22 protein-coding genes and 1 pseudogene are annotated in these 22726 nt (G+C 69.5%); 7 read left to right on the plus strand and 16 right to left on the minus strand.

The genetic code is table 11. The features are described 5' to 3' along the window. The first annotated feature begins 1 nt into the window (after window position 1). A complete protein-coding gene (locus ATK30_RS42540; RefSeq protein ID WP_101440319.1) occupies window positions 2-1213 on the plus strand; it encodes a cytochrome P450 in 1212 nt (403 codons plus the stop codon). A 9-nt stretch (window positions 1214-1222) separates the two neighbouring features. Beyond that, window positions 1223-2020: an alpha/beta fold hydrolase gene (locus ATK30_RS42545; protein ID WP_101440320.1), complete on the plus strand. Its 798-nt coding sequence runs from the start codon at window positions 1223-1225 to the stop codon at window positions 2018-2020. 2 nt (window positions 2021-2022) lie between these two features. On the opposite strand, the gene ATK30_RS42550 is transcribed toward ATK30_RS42545, so the two are convergent. From ATK30_RS42550 to ATK30_RS42560, 3 genes are all read right to left on the minus strand, one after another. Further along, window positions 2023-2958, minus strand: a complete 936-nt coding sequence (locus ATK30_RS42550; RefSeq protein WP_101440321.1) for a LysR family transcriptional regulator — start codon at window positions 2956-2958, stop codon at window positions 2023-2025. 644 nt (window positions 2959-3602) lie between these two features. Continuing rightward, on the minus strand, window positions 3603-4961 hold the full coding sequence (locus ATK30_RS42555; protein ID WP_101440322.1) for an amidase family protein: 1359 nt from the start codon (window positions 4959-4961) through the stop codon (window positions 3603-3605). Between the two features lie 439 nt (window positions 4962-5400). Continuing rightward, window positions 5401-6342, minus strand: coding sequence for a S1C family serine protease (locus tag ATK30_RS42560; protein WP_101440323.1), 942 nt, complete (start codon window positions 6340-6342; stop codon window positions 5401-5403). Between the two features lie 451 nt (window positions 6343-6793). Between ATK30_RS42560 and ATK30_RS42565 the strand changes: the two genes are divergently transcribed. Then, a complete protein-coding gene (locus tag ATK30_RS42565; RefSeq protein ID WP_101433821.1) occupies window positions 6794-8068 on the plus strand; it encodes an IS701 family transposase in 1275 nt (424 codons plus the stop codon). 26 nt (window positions 8069-8094) lie between these two features. Here the strand turns inward: ATK30_RS42565 and ATK30_RS42570 are convergent, their stop codons facing one another. The 9 genes and pseudogenes from ATK30_RS42570 to ltnD all read right to left on the minus strand — a co-directional run bounded on the left by ATK30_RS42570 (window position 8095) and on the right by ltnD (window position 15982). Beyond that, a complete protein-coding gene (locus ATK30_RS42570; RefSeq protein WP_143271488.1) occupies window positions 8095-8670 on the minus strand; it encodes a hypothetical protein in 576 nt (191 codons plus the stop codon). Window positions 8671-9165: 495 nt separating this feature from the next. Then, window positions 9166-9270, minus strand: a pseudogene (locus tag ATK30_RS47840) (dehydrogenase); the annotation flags it as partial. Between the two features lie 6 nt (window positions 9271-9276). Then, window positions 9277-10020 (minus strand): FadR/GntR family transcriptional regulator, encoded by a 744-nt coding sequence (locus tag ATK30_RS42580; protein WP_208637571.1) that lies wholly within the window; start codon window positions 10018-10020, stop codon window positions 9277-9279. A 9-nt stretch (window positions 10021-10029) separates the two neighbouring features. After that, entirely contained in the window at window positions 10030-11019 is a 990-nt protein-coding gene (gene denD, locus ATK30_RS42585) for a D-erythronate dehydrogenase (RefSeq protein WP_101440325.1), read from the minus strand. Continuing rightward, the gene (gene otnI, locus ATK30_RS42590) at window positions 11016-11798 is read right to left on the minus strand and encodes a 2-oxo-tetronate isomerase (protein WP_101440326.1); all 783 of its coding nucleotides are present in this window, start codon (window positions 11796-11798) and stop codon (window positions 11016-11018) included. The genes denD and otnI overlap by 4 nt, the downstream gene beginning before the upstream one ends. A 16-nt stretch (window positions 11799-11814) precedes the next feature. Next, entirely contained in the window at window positions 11815-13119 is a 1305-nt protein-coding gene (locus ATK30_RS42595) for an MFS transporter (protein WP_101440327.1), read from the minus strand. Between the two features lie 52 nt (window positions 13120-13171). Continuing rightward, window positions 13172-13807: a class II aldolase/adducin family protein gene (locus ATK30_RS42600; RefSeq protein ID WP_208637572.1), complete on the minus strand. Its 636-nt coding sequence runs from the start codon at window positions 13805-13807 to the stop codon at window positions 13172-13174. Continuing rightward, complete coding sequence (gene otnK, locus ATK30_RS42605; protein WP_101440329.1) at window positions 13804-15069, minus strand: 3-oxo-tetronate kinase; 1266 nt, start codon at window positions 15067-15069, stop codon at window positions 13804-13806. Before otnK ends, ATK30_RS42600 begins: the two co-directional genes overlap by 4 nt. Window position 15070: 1 nt before the next feature. Then, window positions 15071-15982: an L-threonate dehydrogenase gene (gene ltnD / locus ATK30_RS42610; protein WP_101440330.1), complete on the minus strand. Its 912-nt coding sequence runs from the start codon at window positions 15980-15982 to the stop codon at window positions 15071-15073. Window positions 15983-16295: 313 nt separating this feature from the next. Here ltnD and ATK30_RS42615 point away from each other — a divergent pair, with 313 nt between their 5' ends. Next, a complete protein-coding gene (locus ATK30_RS42615) occupies window positions 16296-17801 on the plus strand; it encodes an alkaline phosphatase family protein (RefSeq protein WP_208637573.1) in 1506 nt (501 codons plus the stop codon). A gap of 43 nt (window positions 17802-17844) precedes the next feature. Further along, window positions 17845-18456: a hypothetical protein gene (locus tag ATK30_RS42620; protein WP_101440331.1), complete on the plus strand. Its 612-nt coding sequence runs from the start codon at window positions 17845-17847 to the stop codon at window positions 18454-18456. A 94-nt stretch (window positions 18457-18550) separates the two neighbouring features. On the opposite strand, the gene ATK30_RS45875 is transcribed toward ATK30_RS42620, so the two are convergent. The 4 genes from ATK30_RS45875 to ATK30_RS42635 all read right to left on the minus strand — a co-directional run bounded on the left by ATK30_RS45875 (window position 18551) and on the right by ATK30_RS42635 (window position 21034). After that, window positions 18551-18847 (minus strand): Chromate resistance protein ChrB, encoded by a 297-nt coding sequence (locus tag ATK30_RS45875; RefSeq protein WP_341867398.1) that lies wholly within the window; start codon window positions 18845-18847, stop codon window positions 18551-18553. Window positions 18848-18922: 75 nt separating this feature from the next. Then, the gene (locus ATK30_RS42630) at window positions 18923-19612 is read right to left on the minus strand and encodes a phosphatase PAP2 family protein (RefSeq protein WP_101440332.1); all 690 of its coding nucleotides are present in this window, start codon (window positions 19610-19612) and stop codon (window positions 18923-18925) included. Between the two features lie 379 nt (window positions 19613-19991). Beyond that, window positions 19992-20399 (minus strand): nuclear transport factor 2 family protein, encoded by a 408-nt coding sequence (locus ATK30_RS46735; protein WP_341867399.1) that lies wholly within the window; start codon window positions 20397-20399, stop codon window positions 19992-19994. After that, on the minus strand, window positions 20306-21034 hold the full coding sequence (locus ATK30_RS42635; RefSeq protein WP_244194893.1) for an RNA polymerase subunit sigma-70: 729 nt from the start codon (window positions 21032-21034) through the stop codon (window positions 20306-20308). The genes ATK30_RS46735 and ATK30_RS42635 overlap by 94 nt, the downstream gene beginning before the upstream one ends. A 52-nt stretch (window positions 21035-21086) precedes the next feature. Between ATK30_RS42635 and ATK30_RS42640 the strand changes: the two genes are divergently transcribed. Beyond that, complete coding sequence (locus ATK30_RS42640) at window positions 21087-21749, plus strand: dihydrofolate reductase family protein (RefSeq protein WP_208637575.1); 663 nt, start codon at window positions 21087-21089, stop codon at window positions 21747-21749. 234 nt (window positions 21750-21983) lie between these two features. After that, on the plus strand, window positions 21984-22718 hold the full coding sequence (locus ATK30_RS42645; protein WP_101440333.1) for an alpha/beta fold hydrolase: 735 nt from the start codon (window positions 21984-21986) through the stop codon (window positions 22716-22718). Window positions 22719-22726 lie beyond the last annotated feature (8 nt).

The raw sequence follows: 22726 nt of genomic DNA on the forward strand, positions 1-22726 counted from the left end.
GGTGACGGGCAGCGCGTACGTGTTCGACCTGTTCGCCGACGGGTTTGCCGAGAATCCCTACCCACACTACGCCGAGCTACGCGAAACCGCGCCCGCGCACGAGCACCCGCTCGGGTTCTGGCTGCTCTCGCGCTACGACGACGTGGCACGGCTGCAGCGCGACAGCCACTCCGTCGACGAGCAGCACCTCTCCCGCCTGCCGAGCTGGAAAAGCGACTCCGGCACGCTCGGCAAGGAGAACCGGATGATGCGCGGGCTCGCGTTGCTGGACCGCGACCCGCCCGACCACACCCGGCTGCGCCGCCTCGTCTCGCAGGCGTTCACGCGACGCGCGGTCGAGGCACTCGAACCGAGGATCATCGAACTGGTCGACGAAGCGCTCGACCGGATCTCCGAGGCGGGCGCGGCGGACGTGGTCGCTGAGCTCGCGTTCCCGCTGCCGTTCACGGTGATCTCCGAGCTCCTCGGCATCCCACGAGTCGAACACGACCGGCTGCGCGACCTCACCGGAACCCTTGCCCTCGGCCTGGAACCGCTGGCCTCGCCGGACCTGCAAAGCCGCACGCGCGGAGCCAGCCGCGAACTCGAAGCCATGGTCGCCGACCTCGTGGACTGGAAACGCGGCCGCCGCGACGACGACCTGCTCGCCGCCTTGCTGGCGGCCGAACACGACGGCGACGTGCTGAGCCGGGACGAACTCGTCGCCCAGGTCGCGTTCCTTTACGTCGCGGGCCACGAAACCACCGTCAACCTGATCGCGGGCGGAATCCTCGCGCTGCTGCGCCACCCCGAGCAGTACGCCCTGCTGCGCGCCGAACCCGCGCTCGCCGTCAACGCCGTCGAAGAGCTCGTCCGCTACGACACCCCCGTGCAGCTCATGCGACGCATCACCCGGGAACCGGTTTCGGTGCGGGGCTCGGTGATCCCCGCCGGCAGCTGGGTCGTCGCGTGCCTCGCCGCGGCCAACCGAGACCCGGAATTCTGGGGAGCCGACGCCGACGAACTGCGCCTCGATCGCGACAACGCGCACCGCAACGTCTCCTTCGGCGCTGGCGTGCACCACTGCGTTGGAGCCGCGCTCGCCCGGCTCGAAGCCCGGATCGCCTTCGAACGGTTCACCCAGCGGTTCGCCGCACCCGAACTCCAAGGGGTGCGGTGGAACGGCCGGATCAATGTCCGTGGCCCGGCTTCGCTGCCGATCGCGGTGCCCTAGGAGCGCAACATGCCGACCATTGAGCGCGACGGCGCCACCGTCGCCTACACCGACACTGCCACGCCGGACGCCCCGGTGATCGTCTTCGGGCACGGCCTGCTCTTCAGCGGCTGGATGTTCCATCCCCAGATCGCGGCCCTGCGCGACCGGTACCGCTGCGTGACGATCGACTGGCGCGGCCAAGGCGAAAGCCCGCCCGCGCCCGGCGGCTACGACATGGACACGCTGACCGCCGACGCCGTCGCTCTGATCCGCGAACTCGGCGTCGCGCCGGTGCACTGGGTCGGGTTGTCGATGGGCGGCTTCGTCGGGCTGCGGCTCGCCGCACGGCATCCCGAACTGCTGCGGTCCCTCGTGCTGCTCGACACCAGCGCACGCGGCGAAGAAGCGGAGAAGTCGCGGCGAAACCGGCTCCTCGCTCGCGTGCAGCAGGTGGCAGGCATCAAAGCCGTGCTGGGCAAGGTGAAACCGATCCTGTTCGGCCCGGCGTTCCTCGCCGATCCGGCCGCGCGGCCGGTGCTCGACGAATGGGTCCGCCGCCTCGTCCGGGTCGACCGGTCCGGTCTGCGCCAAGCCGTCCTCGGAGTGAGCGAACGCGCGCCGGTCACCGCCGAACTAGAAGCGATCACCGCGAAAACCCTCGTCGTGGTCGGCGCCGACGACACCGCCACCCCTCCCGCCGAGGCCGAGGAACTGGCCGCCGGCATCCCGAACACCACACTGCGCGTGCTGGCGGATTGCGGGCATACCAGCACTCTCGAACAGCCCGCCGCCGTCACCGGCCTGCTCGAAGAGTTTCTCGCCTGACCTCAGGCGATCCGGGCCTCGGGACGCGCCGGGGCCCGGAACGGACCGGCCTCCTCGAGACAATCGAGAAACGCCGACCGCGCCGGGTGCGCTTCGTCGCCGTCACGCCACACCGCGTACAGGTCGATTGTCGGAACCGGGTCGTAGAGCTGCACCCACGCCGGTCGCATGCCGCCCGCCGTGGCCCCGCCGAAGAGCCCCCGCGACACCGACGCGAACCCGATCAGCGGCTTGACCGACACGAGAACCCCGGTCGCGACCGGGTCGTCGACGACCTGGGCCACGGTCAGCCGGACCCCGGCCTGCTCGGCCGCCGTCGTGATCGCGTCGTACATCGCCGGGCACTTGTCGCGGGTGAAGAGAATGCACGCCTGACGGCCCACCTCCGCGAACGGGACCCCCGGTCTGCCCGCCCACCGGTGCCGCTGCCCCACGACCGCGACCATCGGCAGACTCATCAGGTGCCGGTGCCGGAACTCGCTCGTCACCGGATGCCCGTAGACGAGCGCGACGTCCAGCTCACTGCCGGCCAGGGCGGCCAGCTGCGCGCCCGTGCGCTTCTCCTCGAGCCGCACGGTCAGGCCGGGATGTTCCCGGTGCATCCGCGCCATCGTCGGAGGAAGAACATGCTGCCCGGCGGGGAAGTTGTACCCGACCCGGACCGTGCCAGTGCGCCCGGCCGCGGCCTCGCGCGCCGAATACGCCGCTTTGTCCGCCTGCGCCATGATCGCGCGCGCCTCGATCTCGAACGCCCGGCCCGCCGACGTCAACCGGACTTCGTGCGACGTCCGGTCGACGAGCTGGACGTCGAGCGTGCGCTCCAGCCGCTGCAACTGCTGGCTCAGCGACGGCTGCGTACGGTGCAACCTCGCCGCGGCCCGTCCGAAGTGCAGCTCCTCGGCGACCGCGAGAAAACCCTCCAGATGTCTGAACTCCACGCTCCACACCTCCGCCCAGTTGTGTCGGTCAGCCTCGTCCAGTACCAAGAACAGCCGGTGAACCTGCGTTGCAGGCAGCGAGTCGCCCCGATTAGATGCTGGTGCGGCGGCTCGCGCGGGAAAGGTGAAACGGCTTGCCCGAGCCGCCGCCCTTCCCGCCTGATGAGGGCCGTGCATCTCGCAGCGTGCTGTCCTCGAATTGCTGCCGCTCGGGTCAGCGCGGCCGCGTCGGCGAGGACGTCCGGCAAGTTCGTCCGCGGAACCGAGCGATCGGTCCGTGCGCGGAGGGCGTCACTCGCTTGAACGGCTGCCGGAACACGCCCAGCGACCCAGCACGACACGCTCCAGCGACTCCGCGGCATCGACGCTTGCCGAATGTCATTCGATCTAGCGAGGATATTCGCGATTGTTCATGATCCAATTCGTCGTCGATCAGTCTCGTTCGACCCTCAATTTCGCCCTTGAATCGCATTTATTTCAACGTTCAGGGACATCGGCCGCACCACACTGGAACCTGGTGACCGTTCAAGCACTGCCCATCTCCTGAGCAGGTCGCCCAGCCGCAGCGGGCTCGCCACGGCTCGACGCCGACGTCGTCCACCCGTGCAACCGCCATGCTGGCCACTCACCGACGGCGGCGTGGTTCATCCGGCCACGGGCGGCGGCGTGAATCCGCCGATGACCTCGGCGGCCAGTTCGGCGAACGTGATCGCGGTGTCGTCCTCGTGGCGGGGGCCGAGGATCTGCACGCCGACCGGCAGCCCTCCCGGTGCGCGGCCGACCGGGGCGCTGAGCGCGGGCAGACCGGCCAGGGAGGCGTGCGCGATCCAGAACCCCAGTTCGCGATAGGGCCGCTCGTCGTCCGGACCGAGGTGCGGAAAGGCCGTGGTGCAGGTGGCCGGGCAGAGCAGGACGTCGACCTCGGAGAAATACCGGTCCCACGCGGCGCGCGCCGCCATCCGCCGGTCGTGCTGCTCCACCACCGCCGGCAGCCCGGCGAAATCCGGGTCCCCGCCGTGGAAGGCGAAGAATTGCCGCACCTGGAATCCGAAAGACTCGGCCTGGCCGACCGGGTCGATCCCGTCCGGCCAGCCTTCCACGATCGTCGCGCCCGCCGCGCCCAGGGCGTCCACGGCGTCCGACAACACGGCGCCCACATCGGAGGCGACGGCGGCAGCCGGATGGTCGAGCACCACCCCGACCCGGAAGTCGGTCAACCGGGCATGACGCGGGGGCGCCAGGTGCCAGGTGTAGGCCTTGGCGTCCGGACCGTTCGGCCCGGCGGTGACGCGCAGCGCGGTCCGCAGGTCAGCGGCCGAACGAGCCAGCGGCCCGATCGAGGACAGGAAGGCCATGTCAGTGGACCCGGCGGGCGGGCCCGGCGGCTGGAACCCCTCCAGCGGGACCGTGCCGGCAGTAGGTTTCAGCCCGTACACCCCGCAGAAGCTGGCCGGGATCCGGATCGAACCGGTCAGGTCGGAGCCGTACTCCAGAAAGGACAAGCCGGCCGCCACCGCGGCCGCCCCGCCCCCGGTCGAGCCACCGGGCGAGCGCGTGCTGTCCCACGGGTTGACGGACCTCCCGTACACCGGGTTGACGCACTCCACGACGTCGGCCAGCATCTGCGCGACATTGGTCGTGCCGAACAGCACCGCCCCAGCCGAACGCAGCCGCGACACGACCACCGCGTCACGCTCGGCGACATGGTCGGCGAAAGCCGGGTCGCCCCAAGTGGAACGCATCCCGGCGACGCGGATGCCCTCCTTGACGGTCATCGGCACCCCGTGCAACAGGCCCGCCTGCGCACCTCGGGCCAGCGCCCGGTCAGCATCATCGGCAGCACGGAGCGCGCTCTCTCGGCGCAACTCCACCACCGCGTTCACTCCAGGGTTCACCGCGTCGACGCGATCGAGCACCAGCTCGACCAGCTCCCGCGCAGACAGCCGGCCCGCACGGAGCTCCTCCGCGATCCCGGCAGCGGACCGCAACAATATGTCGTTCATGGCCCCGGTGTACGGCCTCACACAGTGTCAGAGTCAACACACGCGACCAGCCGGAGCGCACGGGCCGACGTTCGTCTCGGCGCTGATTTCTAAGCTTGGTCCGGAAAGGACATTCACATCCTCGACGCCATTCCCGGCGCGGCCATTGATCCGAATAGATTCTGCGCCGCCGCCCGCACTCTGCCCCGCATGTGGTCCGGACACGGGCTTGCGACCCGCGACCCGCCCCGGACGACGGCTTCGTCTACCTGACCGGCCCGTGCGACGCCCCGGCGGATTCGTCGGATACCGCCCGTCCTACCGCCTGCCGATCGCGCTGCCCGACCTCCGCTGACTGCGGATCCGCGACGTGGCATTCGCCCCGCTCCCTGCCTGAATCGTCAGCACAGCCCGCAGCCGCCGCCAGCACGACCGGCCAGCGTTGGCCCCCGGCTCCGGGTCAGTCGCTCAACTCTTCCGGCACCGCGATCGCGTCGACCAGGGCGCCGTTGCGCAGGACGGTGACCTCCATCGGCTGCCCGATCGAGTCGGAGAACAGGCGCTTCTGCAGCGACTGCGCGTCGCCGAGCGGCACGCCGTCGACCGCGAGCACCAGGTCCGCCGCCTTCAGCCCGCTGCGCGCGGCCGGACTGTTCTCGACCACCTCCACGATCCGCAGCGCCGTGCGCTGCCCGAACCGGTCAGCCTGAACCGGAGTCAACGGCGCGGGCGTACTGACCAGACCGAGGTAGCCGCGCCGCACCCGACCGTCGTGCATGAGCGCGTGAATGATCCGATGAGTAGTCGCGTTGACCGGCACCGCCAGCCCGAGACCGACGCCGGCGACCGCGGTGCTGATCCCCACCACCCGGCCGCGGCTGTCCGCCAGCGCACCGCCCGAATTGCCAGGATTCAGCGCCGCATCGGTCTGGATGACGTCCTCGATCAGCCGGGCCGCGCGCCGAGTCCTCGCCGGCATGCTCCGACCCAGCGCGCTGACCACGCCCGCGGTGACCGTTCCGGCCAGCCCCAGCGGGTTGCCGACCGCGACCACGAGCGAACCCACCCGCAACCCGTCCGCATCGCCGAACTCCGGCGGCGCGGGCAGCGGCCGGTCCGCCCGCACGACCGCCAGGTCCGACAGCGGATCCCGGCCCACCACATCGAAACTCGCCACAGTGCCGTCCGCGAACTCGGCCGTCCCCCGGTCCCCGTCGGCAACCACGTGGGCATTCGTGACCAGATGGGACTCGCCGGTCAGCACCACCGCCGACCCGGCCGACTCGCCGCGCGAGGACCGCACGCGCAACGCCGCCACGCGCGGCGTGAGCTGCTCGGCCACCGACGTGACGATCGCCGAATAGACGTCCATCGCCCCGGCGTCGATCTCGTCGTTCTCCATGACCGCACAACGCCGCCGGCGAAGCACCCGATTCCCCAGTTCACCCACGGCGAACCGGACCGCGATGCCCGATCAACTCGCCGCCCCGTCCGCCGCCGTCGGCCAGACCGTTCATCCGGCAGGTTGTGCGGCAGCTGATCGGCAGCAGCAGATGCCTCGAGTTCGTTGCGCGACATACCGCGTGTCCGGCGACGTTGCCTAGCCTGGAACGCCACTGCTCGCGCCGAACCTGGCGCCATCCCGGTGGCAGCGAACTCGTTGCGTTGAGTTCCCAATGAACATCCAGCGGCGGGCTAGTACTCCAGCTGTAGTTCGTGATCTTGCTGGAGGGGTCGTGTGAGACGGGTGCGGCCGCCACGTGATCATGGTGTTTGTGAGGACAACTCAAGATCATGTGGCGGCCGCGGCTGCCAGCGTAGACCCTGCGCGATGGCAGTCGTTGCTGGGTGAGATGTTCGTGCGGATCGGGCGGCGGTTCGTGCGGGTGGAGTCGCGTCGGCGGGCCGGGCGGTTCGTGCAGGGTCTGTTGTCCGGGCTGGCGCGGGTGAACTGCTGGACCATTGCTGAGCAGGTCGGAGACCGGACCCCGGACGGGATGCAGAACCTGCTCTCGCGCGCGACATGGGACGCGGACGGGGTCCGCGACGACCTGCGCGAGGTCGTGGTCGAGCACCTGGGTGTCGAGGACGCGATGCTGGTCATCGACGAGACCGGTGACCTGAAGAAGGGCGTCGAGTCGGTCGGGGTGCAGCGGCAATACACCGGCACCGCGGGACGGATCGAGAACTCGCAGATGTCGGTGTTCCTGGTGTATTCCACCCCGGCCGGGCACACGTTCATCGACCGCGAGCTCTACCTGCCCGAAAGCTGGGCAGAGGACCAGGCCCGGCGGGACCGGGCCGGAGTGCCCGCGCAGACCCTGTTCACCACGAAATCCCGGCTGGCCTTGGCGATGATCGCTCGTGCGCTGGAGGCGGGAGTCCGGGTGGGGTGGGTGACCGGGGACGAGGCCTACGGCAAAGACGCCGCCGGCCTGCGCGATCCGCTCGAGGCCCGCGAACAGGCCTATGTGCTGGCCGTGGCCTGCGACCACCGCGTTCCCGGTCCGGGCGAGGAGAGCGTGCGGGCCGACGAGCGCGCCGCCGCGCTGCCGAAGCGGGCCTGGCAGAAGCTCTCCGCCGGGGCCGGCGCGAAAGGCCGCCGTTACTACCTGTGGGCCCGGCTGCGGCTGCATCCGGCAGGCAAGACCGGATACCACTGGATCTTGATGCGCCGTAACCGGCGGACCGGGGAAACGGCGTTCTACCGCTGCTACAGCCCCCGCCGGGTCGCGCTGGCCGACCTCGCGCGCGTCGCCGGGCGGCGCTGGACGATCGAGGAGACCTTCCAGACCGGCAAAGAACTCACCGGCCTCGACGAACACCAGGTCCGCACTTGGACCTCCTGGTACCGCTGGACCACCCTGGTCATGTTCGCGCACGCCTTCCTCGCCATCGCCGCGGCTCAGGCTCGCAGCACACCGTCGGCCGAGGACCTGATCCCGTTGACACGCAACGAGATCAGGCACCTCTACGCCCAGCTCATCCTGCAACCAGCACGCAAGATCATCGACATCCTGGCCTGGTCCGCCTGGCGCCGACGACACCAACACCGCTCCCGCCAAAGCCACTACCAGCAGCGACACCAACAACCAGCACCCGATCACGAACTACAGCTGGAGTACTAGGTCCGCCGGAGAGTTCCCCGCGCGGATCAACCGCCCGGCGGCTCCGGAAAGTCACCATCGCCGGAGCGCCGTTGCTCGCGCTCCTGCGCAGCCCGTTGCTGATCGTCAAGCAACCGCTGATTACGGGGCCGAAGGGCGGACTTCCGGCCCAGCGGCCGCCACCAGCGCCGCGTCCTCACAGACCGAGCCTCCAACCGGGCAGCGAGACTCGATGCCAGCTGGGCATCGCCTACCTGACGCGCCGCAGCCATCATGACGTGTTCCGGCGAAACGTACGGGTGCCGCCGGAGGGCCGCCTCGTGCGCCGCAGCGGCCAGGAGCTGCTCCAGCGTGGCCGTTTGCGGGTACTGGGATGCCAGAGATGGATACGCGAGACGGCCGAGCAGCTCAGCGGGCGTCGACACCCCGTCAAGTGCCGCCCTGAGCGGCCGAGTCATCCCCAGCGGCATGTTCGAACTGTACGTCGGCGTCGCAACGGCAGCGATCAAAGAACCAGCGACGTATTCGCGGCCGAACAGATTCAGTCGGGCGCTCTCGCGGCCCGCACAAGGTGCGTGCCACGACTGCCCCAGCAGTTTGCCGTTCGAGCCGATGCAGAACACCGGCCTCGCACCCGAATGCGGTCTCTCCGACCGGATCGCGTTCTGCCCATGCGATATCGCCCACCCGCCGCGCCGTTCAGTACACCGTGGCCTGCACCGACAAGCACGTCGCTTGCGCCACCAACATGTTCGGCAGTTACAGCGAACCCGCGCCGTCGCACCAGCTCGACGCGCTCAGCGACCCCGCGTAAAAATCGACACTAAATCACCCTCGCTCACGGTCAAAACCCAGATCGTCGATCTGGACTCTTCTCCCCCGCTTGCACTCGAACCAAGAACCCTTCGGTTAATTGTGGCAAGCCATTTCAGCCAGATATCATTCAATCCGGCTGGAACTTTTGCGATCCATGATTATCTGGTTCAACGTCTACTTACCTCAGTGGGATCGACGCGGCCGCACCAACCAGGTGCGGCACCGCAGCAGCGGCTGCGCGCTGGATATCGGCGATAGCTGAAGACGTCCCTGCGAAAGCACGGCATCGTGTTGCGGTGCGACTACCACGGTACTGGTCCCTCGTCATTGAAGAATCCACCGGCCGGGCCGTCGTCGGGCAACGTGGCGAGATCGACGATGATGCGTGCTCCTTCGGCGACCGACCGGCCGCGTTACGCAGTCGGGTCGGAGGCCCTTGCCCAGAAACGGTCGTCGGCGTCCTGCAGCCGCCGGTCGGCGCCGACCAGGTGGGTACGCGCCGCTTCGCTCGCCGCTCGCGGGTCGCGGGCGCGGATGGCCGCGGCGATCGCGGCGTGTTCGTCGCGGACCTGCTCGACGAAGTCCTCGCGGCGGGCTTCGTTGGCGCGGGTGACCTGGATGCCCGTGCGCATGACCTCGCCGAGGTAGCGCACCGTTTCCGCCAGCACCGGGTTGCCGCTCGCGTCGGCGATCGCCCGGTGGAACGCCAGGTCCTCGTCGACCCCGTCGCCGCCGGCCTCGACGGCCGCGTCGATCGCGGCCAGCGCTTCGCCGATCCCGGCGAGGTCCGCCTCGTCGGCGCGCTCGGCCGCCAGCCCGGCCGCCTCGGCCTCCACCGCGCGCCGGACCTCGACGATCTGGAGCACTTTCGCCTTGATCCCCGGGCTGAACGATTCGTCCACGGACAGGTCGAGCGGCGCCGTCTGCGGCTTGAGCACGAACACGCCCGAGCCCTGCCGAGATTCGACGAGGCCGGCATTGCGCAGCATGGAGATCGCCTCCCGCACGACCGTGCGGCTCACGCCGAGCTGCTCCACGAGCGCGACCTCGGTGGGCAGCTTCGACCCGACCGGCCACCGGCCGCTGCTGATCTCCTCGGTCAGCACGGCCGCCGCCCGGTCGGCCATTTTCGTCGACGCGTTCACCCTGGTCAGCACAACGACATGCTACCGGCCGGCGGCAGCCCGGTCCCGGGCGAACGCACGGACGACGTCGAGCGCGTCGGCGTCCGCGTGCAGGCCCAGCTCCGCGGCCCGCCGGTTGTCGAACCGGGCCGGCCAGGAGCCCACGATCGCCTCGACGGCCGGGTCCCGCCGCATCTCCACCAGCGCCCGGGCGTCGCTGCCGCCCACGGACTCCAGTGCGTCCAGCAGGTCCTGGACGGTCACGGTCAGTGCGGGCAGGTTCACCGGAATCCGGCCGCGGAGCCGGCCGGGGCCTTCCCCGCGCTCCGCTTCGGCGACGGCGAGAAGGCCGTTCACCGTCCGGGCCGGCGAGGCGATGGCGACTTCCAGCGACGGGTCGACCGGACATACCGCGGGCTCGCCGTTCAACGGCTCGCGCACGATCGAGGACAGGAAGCTCGAGGCCGCGGCATTCGGCCGCCCGGGGCGAACCGCCACGGTCATGAGCCGGACGATCCGGCCGTCCACCGTGCCCTTCCGGGTCGCGTCGGCGATGAACTGCTCGCACGCGAGCTTCTGCACGCCGTAGCTCGACTGCGGCGCCGGCAGCGTCGTCTCGTCCACAATGGACGGCAAGGGTGCCGCCGGGTCGGCGCCGTAGACGGCGACGCTGCTGGAAAACACGAAAGTCGCGACCCGGCCCGCGGCGGCCTGCTCGCGGCACGCTGCCAGCAGGGCGCGGGTGGCGTCCACATTGGACCGCATGCCCAGCTCCGTATCCGCCTCGACCTCCGCCGAGACCGCGGACGCGAGATGGATCAGCACGTCGACCGGTTCGGCGAACAACCGCGGCACGACCTCCGCCAGATCGCCGGTGACCGCCTCGACGCGCGGGTCCGAGACCCGGGCCGGCATCCGGTCGGCGAGCACCAGCGAGGTGACCTCCGAGCCGCGGAAAACACCGCGTTCCAGCAATTCCCCGGCGACCAGCGACCCGATGAACCCCGCGCCGCCGGTGATGACGATTCTCATTGCACTCCACCGCATTCCGCAATCCAGCGAAGACCGGCCGACGTCTCCCCGGCCGGGTGGTACTCGCAGCCGATCCAGCCGTCGTAGCCGAGCTCGTCCACGACGGCCAGCACCCGCCGCAGGTCGAGCTCGCCGCGGTCCGGCTCGTGCCGGTCGGGAACCCCGGCCACCTGCAGGTGGCGGACCCGGCCGGTCGGCAGGTCCCGGCGCAGCGTCGTCGTGACGTCGCCCTCGCTGACCTGAAGGTGATAGAGGTCCAGCTGAACCCCGAGGTTGGCGGCGCCGATCTCGCTGACGAGCGCGTGCGCCTCGGCCTGGCGGGTCAGCAGGTAGCCGGGCATGTCCCGGTGGTTCAGCGGCTCGACGAGCACCTCGAGGTCGCCGGCCTGCGCCGCCGCCCACGCCAGGTTGTTCCGGTAGGTGTCCAGCCGGCGCGGCCGGTCCTCCGGCGCACCGACCCCGGACATGACGTGCACCCGCGGGCAGGAAAGTGCGTCGGCGTAGGACAACGCGGCCGTGAAGGCCTCTTTGAACTCGTCCTCGCGTCCGGGGACGCCGGCGATGCCCCGCTCCCCCGCCGCCCAGTCGCCCGGCGGTGCGTTGAACAGCACCTGCCGCAGGCCGTTGTCCTCGAGCCGGGCGCGCAACTCGCCCGGTTCGTAGTCGTAGGGAAACAGGTACTCGACCGCGGTGAAGCCGTCGGCGGCAGCCGCGGCGAACCGGTCGGGGAACGCGTGCTCGGGGTAGAGCATCGAGAGGTTGGCGGCGAAACGAGGCATCGGCGGTTCCTTTCCCTCAGCGGTTCACGGTGCGCTTGTCGGTCGTCAGCACCGCGAGGGCGCCGATCACCAGCACTCCGGCGAGGACGAACATCGGCACGACGCTCGATCCGGTCGAGTCCTTGATGGCGCCGATCATGTACGGGCTGACGAACCCGGCGAGGTTCCCCACCGAGTTGATCACCGCGATCCCGGCCGCCGCGCCCACGCCGCCGAGGAACGACGTCGGCAGCGACCAGAACAGCGGTGCGCAGGTGAGCACGCCCGCGGCCGCGATCGACAGCGCGATCAACGACAATGCGACCGAGCCGTGCACGGCCGCCGCGGCGGAGAAGCCCACCGTGCCCATCAACGCGGGGATCACCAGGTGCCAGCGGCGTTCCCGCCGCCGGTCGGCCGAGAAGCCGAAGAAGTTCATCGCGACGAGCGCCGCGACGTAGGGCACGGCGCTGAGCAGCCCGATCGCGACGACGCTTTTGACCCCGCTGGACTTGACGAAGGCCGGCATCCAGAAGGTCAGTGCGTATTGCCCCATCACGAAGCAGAAGTAGATGAAGGCCATCAGCCACACCTTCGGGTTCCGGAAACCCTCGGACAGCTTGCCGTGGCCGACGGTGCGGCCCGCGTCCTCGGCGACCGCCTTTTCGACTACGGCCTTCTCCTCGTCGGAAAGCCATTTCGAGCCGCGCACGGAGTCGTCGAGATAGAACAGGCACCAGATGCCGACCGCGATCGCGGGCAGCGCCTCCAGCACGAACAGCCATTGCCATCCGGCCAGGCCGGCGACCTGGTCGAAAGTGTGCATGATCCAGCCGGACAGCGGATTGCCGAAGATGCCCGCGACCGGGATCGCCGACATGAACAACGCGATCGCCTTGGCGCGCCGCTGCGCGGGGAACCAGTAGGTGCAGTAGAGAATCACTCCTGGGTAGAAGCCCGCTTCGGCGACGCCGAGCAGAAACCGCAACGCGTAGAACGACCATTCGTCGCGCGCGAACATCGCCGCCGCGGACACCACTCCCCAGCTGATCATGATCCGCGCGATCCAGACGCGGGCGCCGACCTTCTGCAGCAGAATGTTCGACGGCACTTCGAACAGGAAATAGCCGATGAAGAACAGTCCGGCGCCGAGGCCGAACGCCGCGTTGGACAGGTTCAGGTCTTTGGACATCTGCAGCTGCGCGAACCCGACGTTGACCCGGTCCAGATAGGACACGACATAGCAGAGCATCAGGAACGGCACGATCCGCAGCACGACTTTGCGGAACACGGCTTTTTCCGTGACCCGCTCGGACACGGACCGGTCTACCGGCGTGGACATGCGACCTCCTTGTCGCTGGGTGAGGCTGGGGAGAGGGAGCGGCCGTCGCCGGTCACCACGGGGCGGAAAAGGCGTCCCGCAGTTCGGCGATGGCGGAATCGGCGAGCGGTCGCGGCCGGTGGCCGGTGAGCACCCACAGGCGGGCGGTCTCTTCCGCTTCCTCGAGGGTGGCCATCGCGGTCGCGACGTCGGGGCCCCATACGACAGGGCCGAGTCGTTCGAGCATGACCGCACGCAAGGACGGCCGGGCCGCGATCGCGGCCTCGACCAGGTCCGCCACCTCGGGATCGCCGGGGCGACGGTACGGGATGAGCGGCAGGTGGCCGACTTTCATCACCTGGTACGGCGTCAGCGGGGGCAGGATGTCGTCCTGCGACCACACGCCGAGCAACGTCAGCGCCACCAGATGGGTGGCGTGTGTGTGGATCACGACGCGCGCCGAGGGGGCGGCGGCGTAGATGCGCCGGTGAAGGGCGAGGGTCTTGCTCGCCCGGTCCCCGGACAGCTGGGCGCCGTCGGCGGCGACGTGCGCGAGCCGGTCGGCGTCGAGGAAACCGAGCGGCGCGTCGGTCGGGGTGATCAGGTATCCGTCGTCGACGCGCATGCTGATGTTGCCGGCGCTGGCGTGGACATACCCGCGGGCGAACAGGCTCGCGCCCGCGCGCACGATGTCGGCGCGTCCTGTCATCGCAACGACTCCCATGCCTTGGTGAAGAAGTCGGGGGTGCCGAAGTTTCCGCTCTTCAGCGTGATGTGCAGGGTTTCGCCGCCGGGCAGGGCGGCGGCGCACCACGGCACGCCGGGATCGATTTGGGCGCCGATCCGGAGCTGATCGACGCCGAGAGCCTGAACGACGGCACCGGAGGTCTCGCCGCCCGCGACGACCAGGCGGCGCACCTCGCGCTCGATGAGCCCGCGCGCCACTTCGGCCAGCGCGTGCTCGACGAGGGCGCCGGCCTCGCTCGCGCCGAGCCGCTCCTGCACCGACCGGACTGCCTCTGGTGCGGCAGTCGAGTAGACCAGGACCGGACCGGCTGAGAGGTGCCGATCGGCGAAGGCCAGCGCCTCCGCGACGACCGGCTCCCCGGCCGCGATCCGCAGCGGTTCCACCGCGAAGGACGGAACCCCGGCGCGGATCGCGCGCTGGACCTGACCGTTGGTCGCGGTCGAAACCGAGCCGGACAGGATCGCGGCCCGCCCGCTCGCGGCCGGGAGACTCGCCGCCTCGGCCGACGGCGTGATGCCCCAGTTCGCGGGAAGGCCGAGCGCAATGCCCGAACCACCGGTCACCAGCGGCAATTCCGCCAGTGCCGGGCCGATCCGGACCAGATCGCCGGTGGTCAGCGAATCCACTATGGACAGTGAAACGCCGTCGGCGCGCAGCGCGGAGAACCGTTCCCGGACCGCGTCCGGACCCGCGGCGACGACGGCGTGATCGACGAGGCCGACCTTGCCCCGGGACTGCGCCTGCAGCACCCGGACCAGATTGGCATCGGTCATCGGGGTCAGCGGGTGATCGCGCATCCCGCTCTCGGACAACAACTCGTCGCCGACGAAGAGATGTCCTTTGTAGACAGTGCGGCCGTTGTCGGGGAACGCGGGGGCAGCCACCGTGAAGTCCGCGCCGAGCGCGTCGAGCAGCGCCTCGGCGACCGGGCCGATATTTCCGTCCGAAGTGGAATCGAACGTGGAGCAGTACTTGAAGCAGATCTGCTCCGCGCCCGCCGCGCGCAGCCAGGCAAGCGCTTCCAGCGACTGAGCGACAGCGTCCGCGGCGGGAATGGTGCGCGACTTGAGCGCGACCACGACGGCGTCCGCAGCGAGGCCGGACGGCGGCTCGGCCGGAGTGTTGATCGTCTGGACGACACGCATGCCCGCCCGCACGAGGTTGTTGGCCAGATCGGTGGCGCCGGTGAAGTCGTCGGCGATGCAGCCGAGGCGGATTCCCATGTCAGCGCCCCGCCTTCGGCAGGTCCACGTCCGGGAAGATCTTGATGACCGCGCTGTCGTCTTCCCCGCCGTGGCCCTGCGCGGACGCCTGCAGGAACATCTGCAGCGCGGTCGAGGCGAGCGGCGCCGGCGATTTCCGAGGCCGCGCCGCGTCGAGGACGAGGCCGAGATCCTTGACGAAGATGTCCACCGCGGACAGCGGCGTGTAGTCGGCGGCGAGCACGTGCGCCATCCGGTTCTCGAACATCCACGAGTTGCCCGCGCTGTGGGTGATCACCTCGTAAATGTCGTCCGCCGCGATCCCGGCCTTGATTCCCAGCGCCATCGCCTCCGCGGCAGCGGCGATGTGCACGCCGGCGAGCAACTGGTTGACGATCTTCACCGTCGACCCCTTGCCCGCCGCGTCGCCGAGGCGATACACCGTCTCGCTCATCGCTTCCAAGACGGGATCCGCGACCGCGTACGCCTCCGGAGCGCCGGAGGTCATCATCGTGAGCTGTCCGGCGGCGGACTTGACCGCGCCGCCCGAGATCGGGGCGTCGAGATACCGGACGCCGCGCTCGGCCAGCCGCTGCTCGAGCTCGGCCGACCACGAGGGAAGGACCGTCGAGCACATCACGAACACCGACCCGGGGCGCAACGTCTCAGCCGCGCCGTGGTCGCCGAAGAGCACCTGCTCCACCTGCGCCGCGTTGACGACCACGCTCACCAGCACCTCGACCTCGGCGGCCAGCTCGCCGGCCGTCCGGTACGCCGTGCCGCCGTCTGCCGCGAACTCCTCCGCGACACCAGGACGGGCGTCGACCACCCCGATTTCGAACCCGGCGGCCCGCAGCGATGTCGCCATCCCCCGGCCCATCGCGCCCAAGCCGACCACCCCGACCCGCGGACGGGTGGCGGTGTCCTCGTGCATCTGGTCGCTCCCTTGCGGCACTCACGCGGACTGGATTCCGCAGGTCATATGATGACATGCGGAATAATGAAGGCCTGGGGCGCAGTCGTCAAGAGCTGCGCTTCGACCCGGCCGCACTAGAGACGGCCACTGAGCACCAGTCGATGAGGACCTGGGAGCGGGGCAAGGTGAGCGACGGCACAGTGTGACCAATGCTCGCCGTCGTGCCACTCGAGTTCACCTCGCGGTCGATTTCCCGCAAGCAGCTGCGGCTAGCGTCCCGGCGTCCTATGTGGACAACTCAGGGTTTTGCCGGTACGTGCAGGAGGCACGCATGAGATTTCGGGGCCGGGGCGGGCTCGTCAAGTTCGCCGCAGGCGTGGTGGCACTCGGCGCGGTCGGGGCGTCACTCGTCGGAGCAAACAGCAGCGCCGCCGCATCCGCGGACAGCGACGGCCACGGTGCGAAGCCGCACATCGGTCACGTGTGGACGATCATCCTGGAGAACAAGTCCTACGAGGCGACGTTCACCGGACTGAACAAGAACGACTATCTGTGGAAGACGCTCCCGTCGTACGGCGAGTTGCTGACGCAGTACTACGGCACCGGTCACTTCAGCCTGGACAACTACATCAGCCTCGTCTCGGGCCAGGCCCCGGCACCGGACAACCAGGCCGACTGCGACCAGTACAAGGACGTCGCGCCGGGGACCCCCGCCGCGGACGGCCAGGTCCACGCCTCCTCCGGCTGCGTGTACCCGTCCTCGGTCAAGACGCTGTTCAACCAACTGGACGGCAAGCACCTCCCCTGGAAGATCTACAACCAGGACATGGGCAAAGACGCCACGCGCGAGGACGCCTACCGGTGCGGCATCCCGGGCGACCCGTCCGGCGCGGGCGTGAAGGACCCGGGCGGGGCGACGCCGACCGACCAGTACGTCGCCAAGCACAATCCGGCGCCGTGGTTCCGCTCGATGATCGACGACCCGGCCGCGTGCAAGAACGTGGTGCCGCTCGACGGCCTGGCGGCGGCCCCCGGGCACCCCGCTGAGCCCGGCATCGCCAACGACCTCAAGTCGATCGACACCACACCCGCGTTCTCTTGGATCTCCCCCGACAACTGCTCCGACGCGCACGACGCGACGTGCAAGGGCGACAACCTCAGCGGCGACCCCAACAACCACCAGGGCGGCCTCTACGCGGCGGACCTGTTCCTGAAGAAGTACATCCCGATGATCATGGCCTCGCCGGCGTTCCAGAAGGACGGCCTCATCCAGGTCGTCTTCGACGAGGCCATGCCTCCGTACAAGATGTACGGCAACTCGACCGCCGACTTCCCCTACAACGCCGGCCCGTGGGGCCCCGAGTCGTCGCCCGTTCTCGGCACGGACAGCAAGACCGGCCAGCCGGTCGCGGCCGAAGCCAACACGGCCCAGTCCGTCGTCGCGTGCTGCAACGAGCTTCCGGGCCCGAACACCGACCAGCCGGGCGCACAGGCCTTCCACCAGGACACGACTCCGGGCGGCGGCATCACCGGCGCGGTGATGATCTCGCGGTTCATCAAGCCGGGTTCGGTGAGCAAGCAGCCGTACAACCATTACAGCTGGCTGCGCAGCATGGAGGACCTGTTCGGCATCGACGAAGGCGGCACTGACCACCACGGCCACCTGGGCTACGCCGCGGCCGACGGGCTGCGCCCGTTCGGCGGCGACATCTACAACAACCCGTCCGGCAAGGCGCTCCCCCCGACCCCGTCGGGCGCGATCGTCTACCCGGCCGTCGCGGGCGCCGGCGCGACCGGCGAGCCCGTGATCCCGGCCGGCAGCGTCTACGCGCGCTGACCGCCGGATCTCCGTCGCATCCCGGAAAGGCCGAGCACACCTCGTGACCACCAGCCATTCCGCGACCGTGCGCCGGGCCGGCACCCGCCGGCCCGGCGCCCGCCGCGGCCACTCCCTGCTGAGCCTGCTCGTCGCCTCCGCGCTCGCCCTGGGCACGGCGGCCTGCAGCACGTCCACCGCCGACGACTCCGCGCGCGACGTCGTGCAGAGCCTTGGCGCCGTACCGATTCCGACCGCGCCGGCGACCGAGCCAACGCCGACCGCCGACCAGCAGCACCCGCAACTCCTCGCGATCGGCGCCCCGGTCGAGGCGATCCTCCCCACCGGCCGTGCCACCATCACCGCGCTCGGCCCGGAGATCGACCTGCCCACCGGCACGACGAAACCGCCCGAGCAGGTGAACGGCACCATCACGCTCCGCGTCGTCACCGAGTCCGGCTCGATCACCGTCGCCGCGACCGACCTGACGAGCCGCGACGACAGCGGCAACGACATCCGGCTCACCCCAGTCGGCGCCAGCGGAGCTACCGGTACGCCGGGCACCGCGGTGGAGCTCAAGGTAGCGGCGACCTTCCATACGGGGGCCGCGCAGATCACCCTTCGCCACGCGGGGAAGATCATCGCTCTCTGGACCTTCAACGTCGAAAACGGCTGAGCAACTCAGTCGCACGAACGCCGACGAAATAGCCGTGGCTGTCGAGCAGCGGAGTGAGGCTGCCCAGGAACCCCGGCAGCACGGCGCGGCCACGTCAGCCCGCCTCCGGGCCGCAGCGCACGGTGGCAGTCGTTGCGGGCGAGGCGAGGTCGGCGTACATCGTGAATCCTCGAGGCACATCTGGCTTGGAAACCCGCTCAGGGCAATCGGCGTGCCGCTCGGCGCAGTGGTTCAGCCGCTGCTCCGTCTCGGCTGCGGACGGGGCGCCGAACACCTCGCGGACTTTCAGGTCGCGGTGCCAGCGGCCCGGGCGTTCGACGCAACCGCCGCGGAATTCGCGCCATTTGTCCTCGCGGTCGGCAGTGAACAGCGCGACCAGGACCAGCCACATCTCCACGGCGTCACGCTCACGAATGCATCACGCGCTACCTCACGAGACGTGCCGAACGCGATCGGGCAAACAGCGTCAGTGTTCCTGTCGATGAGGCGGCTCCGCGGCCTGCTCCGCCCCATTGGCGAGGGTTTGCCACGATTCCCGCGGCGCGCTCGTCACGACGAACCACAACGGAGTCCGGCCCAGCCACCACACCAGACGGGTGAGGATCCGCTTGAGCAGCAGCCAGCCCAGCACCGCCACCAGCGCGCCGAGAAGGAGGCCGGCCGCGACGTCGTGCGGGTAGTGGGCGGCGATGTAGACGCGCGCGAACGCGATCGCCACCGCGGCGACCGTCGCGATCCAGCCCAGCAGCCGACGGCGCGCGACGAACAGGCCGGCCGCGACGGCACCGGCCATCGTCGCGTGGTCGCTGGGAAACGAGAAGTCCGCGCTGCGATCGGCCAGGACGAGCAAGTGCGGCATCGTGGTGTAAGGACGAGCTTCGTGGGCGGCGTTGACGATCGGCTGGTTGATCCCGACCGCGGCGAGAGTGCCGACCCCCGCCCAGATCGCGGCGGCGACCCCGGCCGCATCGCCCGCGCGGCGGGCGCTCCACCATCCGGCCACCAGCAGCACCGCGAACAACGCGATGCCGTAGGTCGCGTAGCCGTACATCAGGCCGTGCAGCCACGGGGTGGCGCGGGCGAAGTCGTTGACGGCGTTCATCAGTCCGCTGTCGGGAATGCCGGAGTCGGCGGCCGCTGTCAACGCGGTGGTCATGGCAGTGGCTCCTGGAGTGCGGATCGTGGAAGAGGGCCCAGGACTATGACAAGAGTCGGAGAAGTTCAACGCTGACTGTAGACGACCGACGGGGTGGAACTGCGCCGGCTGGTGGCCAGTCCGAAGTGGATGGTCGGTCAGGGGCCACTGGTCGTCGCCGTCCGCGCAGCTCGGAAGCCAGTAGGCGTACGCCCGTGGCGCGTTGTCGTGGTCGCTGCCCGCGCTGGTGCTGACGGACCCGCTTGCCGCGGTACCCGCTGCGCGTTTCACCGGCCGAAAATCCCGTTCCAGCCGGGCCGGCGACAGCGTCGGCTTCCGATCCCGCCAGGAGTCACAGGGCTCTCCACCATGACCTGGTTTCCCGCCTGGCCCGACAGTCTCATTCCTTCTTCCGGACGGGCGGAAGCGATCGTGGCAGGGCGAACGATGGCAGCGCGGTGTTCTCGAAGCGGGTCATTGCGCAGATCCGGTCGCCGGTGAGCGTGAGGACGAAGATGCCGGTTCCGGGGCGGACGCCGGCATGCGTGCGCAGGTACGTGCCGAACGCCGGTTGACCGTTGGCTCGAGTCGGTACGAGGTCGAACGTGCGGCCGGTGCCGAAAAGCGCGGCGCAGAAGCCGGCCACGGCGGCTCGGCCCTCGTATTCCAGCGGCAGTGGTGGCATGGAGATGAAGGCGTCGTCGGTCAGGAGGGCTACCAGCGCGTCGACGTCGGCGGATTCGAACGCGCTGACGAATTTCGCCGCGATCGCCTCCTCCGCGGGGAACCTGCGGCGGGAGGCTCGCAGTCAGGGGCTTGCGGCCACCGGCTCCGCAGGCCGGTGCGGGCGCGTTTCAGCGCGCTCTTGACCGAGTCCGCCGTTGTGTCGAGCATGTCGGCCACCTCGTTGGTGGGGAATCCGAGCACGTCGCGCAAGACGAGGACGGCAAGCTGACGCGGTGGCAGGGCCTGAAGAGCGGTGATGAAGGCCAGGGAGATGGATTCGGTCTGCTCGTAGCGGGCCTCCGGGCCCAGCGGCACAGTGATCGCACCGTCGAGGAGCGCGTCGGGGTAGGGCTCGAGCCAGGCGACTTCGCCGAGGCGGGTCGGCTCGGGCGGTCGCACCCCGGGGATGTCCCACTCCTTGGCCGGACGCCGGCTGGCCGACCGGAGCACGCTCAGGCACCTGTTGGTGGCGATCCGGTAGAGCCAGGTGCGAATCGAAGCGCGACCGTCGAACCCGGCCAGGCCTCGCCAAGCGGACAAGAGGGTGTCCTGAAGAGCATCCTCGGCGTCCTGGAAGGACCCGAGCATCCGGTAGCAGTGCACCTGCAGCTCGCGGCGGTGCGGCTCGCTCAGCGCCCGAAACGCGTCGCCGTCCCCGGCCCGCGCCCTGCTGATCAGGTCCAATTCCACCTTCGCCGCCTCTCGTCGCTGCCGCATTGTGTCGCGCTTCCGTCCTGTATAGACGCTGCCCGGCTGGCGAACGGGGCGGTTGATCAGCGCCCCGTTTTCCGGCGTCGCCGCGTCTAGATCCGCGACAGCCGACAACGTCGGTGACGAAGGCACCGGTTCGGAGCCGGTGCCGCAGGTTTCGACCAAGGAGGGCAACGCCATGCGGAAGGTGATCGGGTACGTGCTGGTCTCGGCGGACGGCGTCTTCGAAGACCCGGTGGCCATGGGGGTCGGCCAATACCAGGACGAGGCCTACCTGCGGGACGGTTTGGGCCTGCTGACGGCGTGCGACGCGATTCTCTTCGGCCGCCGCACCTACGAGGCGTTCGCTGAGCTGTATGGCGGCGGAACGCACAAACCGATGTGGGCCGAGCGGCTCAACGCGATCCCGAAGTATGTGTTCAGCTCGACGCTGGAGAAGGGCGCCTGGGGAAATCCGATCGTCGTTCGAGGCGATGCGGTAGCCGAGGTGACCCGGCTCAAGCAGCAGGAAGGAGGGAACCTGTTGCTCATGGGCCACGGCCTGCTCGGCGAGACGCTGCTGCGGGAGCGGGTGATCGATGCGATAGACCTCGCTGTCTACCCTTTTCTGGCGGGGGCCGGGAAACAGTTCTTTCGGGAGGGCCAGGACGCCAAATTGAGGCTCGTGGCCGTGAAGGCCTTCTCGAAAATCGTGAAGCTGACCTATGAAGTCGACAGATGAACGGAACGGCCTTGGCTCTGCACTCGGTTCAGCGGCAGCACCGGCTTTTGCCGGAATGGTCATCGGATCGCTTGTGCCCCAGCAGGCCGCACACCGCCAGCCAACCAGAGGCCGCGCGTGCCCCAGCACTGAACTCGCCGGTTCATGCCGACCCGTTTTCCGCCGACGCGACGTCTGTCTCTTCGACGGCTCGGCCCATCTCGGCCGGAATCAAGCCAACCCAAGGAAACGAAGATGACATCCCGTACTTTCGTTCTCGTCCACGGTGCGTGCGACGCCGGATGGACCTGGCGGCCGGTCGCCCTGCACCTGCGCGCACGAGGCCACACCGTGCACACGCCGACGCTGCCTGGTCTGAACACCGGTGACCAGCCCGCGAACGTCCACCTCGCCGACACCGTCGACTACCTGGCCGGCTATGTCGAGCGCGCCGACCTGCGCCAGGTGGTCCTCGTCGGCCACAGCTGGAGCGGCTTCCCGGTGTCCGGAGCAGCCGCACGACTGGCCACCCGCATCTCACGTCTGGTGTACTGGAACGCATTCGTGCCGCACAGTGGCGAAACGATGATCGACCTGTGCCCGCCTCAACTCGGCGACGTGTTCCGGGCGTCGGTTGCCGCGTCGTCGGACAACTCGGTCAAATTCCCGTTCGAGGTCTTCTGCACCGCCTTGATGCAAGATGCCACGGCCGAGACCCAGAAAACGATCTATTCGCTGCTGGAACGCCAGCCGTTCCACACCATCAGCGAACCGCTCGACCTCACTGAGTGGGAGCGGCTGCAACTGCCGTCGTCCTACGTGCTGGGCACGGACGACATCTCCATGCCGCCAGGGGAATTCGCCTGGGCGCCCCGGTTCCCGCAGCGCCTGCCGGGAGCTCCGCTGATCTACACCGCGGGCAGCCACCTGGCACAGCTCACGCAGCCCGAATCCCTGGCCGAGGCGCTGATCCGAGCCGCTGAGGGCTAGTCGTCATC

Origin of the sequence: Amycolatopsis echigonensis, from assembly GCF_002846615.1 — a bacterium.
Taxonomy (GTDB): Bacteria; Actinomycetota; Actinomycetes; order Mycobacteriales; family Pseudonocardiaceae; genus Amycolatopsis; species Amycolatopsis echigonensis.

Coding starts and splice junctions, on each gene's coding strand:
- ATK30_RS42545 (WP_101440320.1), top strand. CDS start 1,223: ATGCCGACCATTGAGCGCGACGGCGCCACCGTCGCCTACACCGACACT.
- ATK30_RS42555 (WP_101440322.1), bottom strand. CDS start 4,961: ATGAACGACATATTGTTGCGGTCCGCTGCCGGGATCGCGGAGGAGCTC.
- ATK30_RS42560 (WP_101440323.1), bottom strand. CDS start 6,342: ATGGAGAACGACGAGATCGACGCCGGGGCGATGGACGTCTATTCGGCG.
- ATK30_RS42565 (WP_101433821.1), top strand. CDS start 6,794: ATGTTCGTGCGGATCGGGCGGCGGTTCGTGCGGGTGGAGTCGCGTCGG.
- denD (WP_101440325.1), bottom strand. CDS start 11,019: ATGAGAATCGTCATCACCGGCGGCGCGGGGTTCATCGGGTCGCTGGTC.
- otnI (WP_101440326.1), bottom strand. CDS start 11,798: ATGCCTCGTTTCGCCGCCAACCTCTCGATGCTCTACCCCGAGCACGCG.
- ATK30_RS42595 (WP_101440327.1), bottom strand. CDS start 13,119: ATGTCCACGCCGGTAGACCGGTCCGTGTCCGAGCGGGTCACGGAAAAA.
- ATK30_RS42600 (WP_208637572.1), bottom strand. CDS start 13,807: ATGACAGGACGCGCCGACATCGTGCGCGCGGGCGCGAGCCTGTTCGCC.
- otnK (WP_101440329.1), bottom strand. CDS start 15,069: ATGGGAATCCGCCTCGGCTGCATCGCCGACGACTTCACCGGCGCCACC.
- ltnD (WP_101440330.1), bottom strand. CDS start 15,982: ATGCACGAGGACACCGCCACCCGTCCGCGGGTCGGGGTGGTCGGCTTG.
- ATK30_RS42615 (WP_208637573.1), top strand. CDS start 16,296: ATGAGATTTCGGGGCCGGGGCGGGCTCGTCAAGTTCGCCGCAGGCGTG.
- ATK30_RS45875 (WP_341867398.1), bottom strand. CDS start 18,847: ATGTGGCTGGTCCTGGTCGCGCTGTTCACTGCCGACCGCGAGGACAAA.
- ATK30_RS42630 (WP_101440332.1), bottom strand. CDS start 19,612: ATGACCACCGCGTTGACAGCGGCCGCCGACTCCGGCATTCCCGACAGC.
- ATK30_RS42635 (WP_244194893.1), bottom strand. CDS start 21,034: ATGCGGCAGCGACGAGAGGCGGCGAAGGTGGAATTGGACCTGATCAGC.
- ATK30_RS42645 (WP_101440333.1), top strand. CDS start 21,984: ATGACATCCCGTACTTTCGTTCTCGTCCACGGTGCGTGCGACGCCGGA.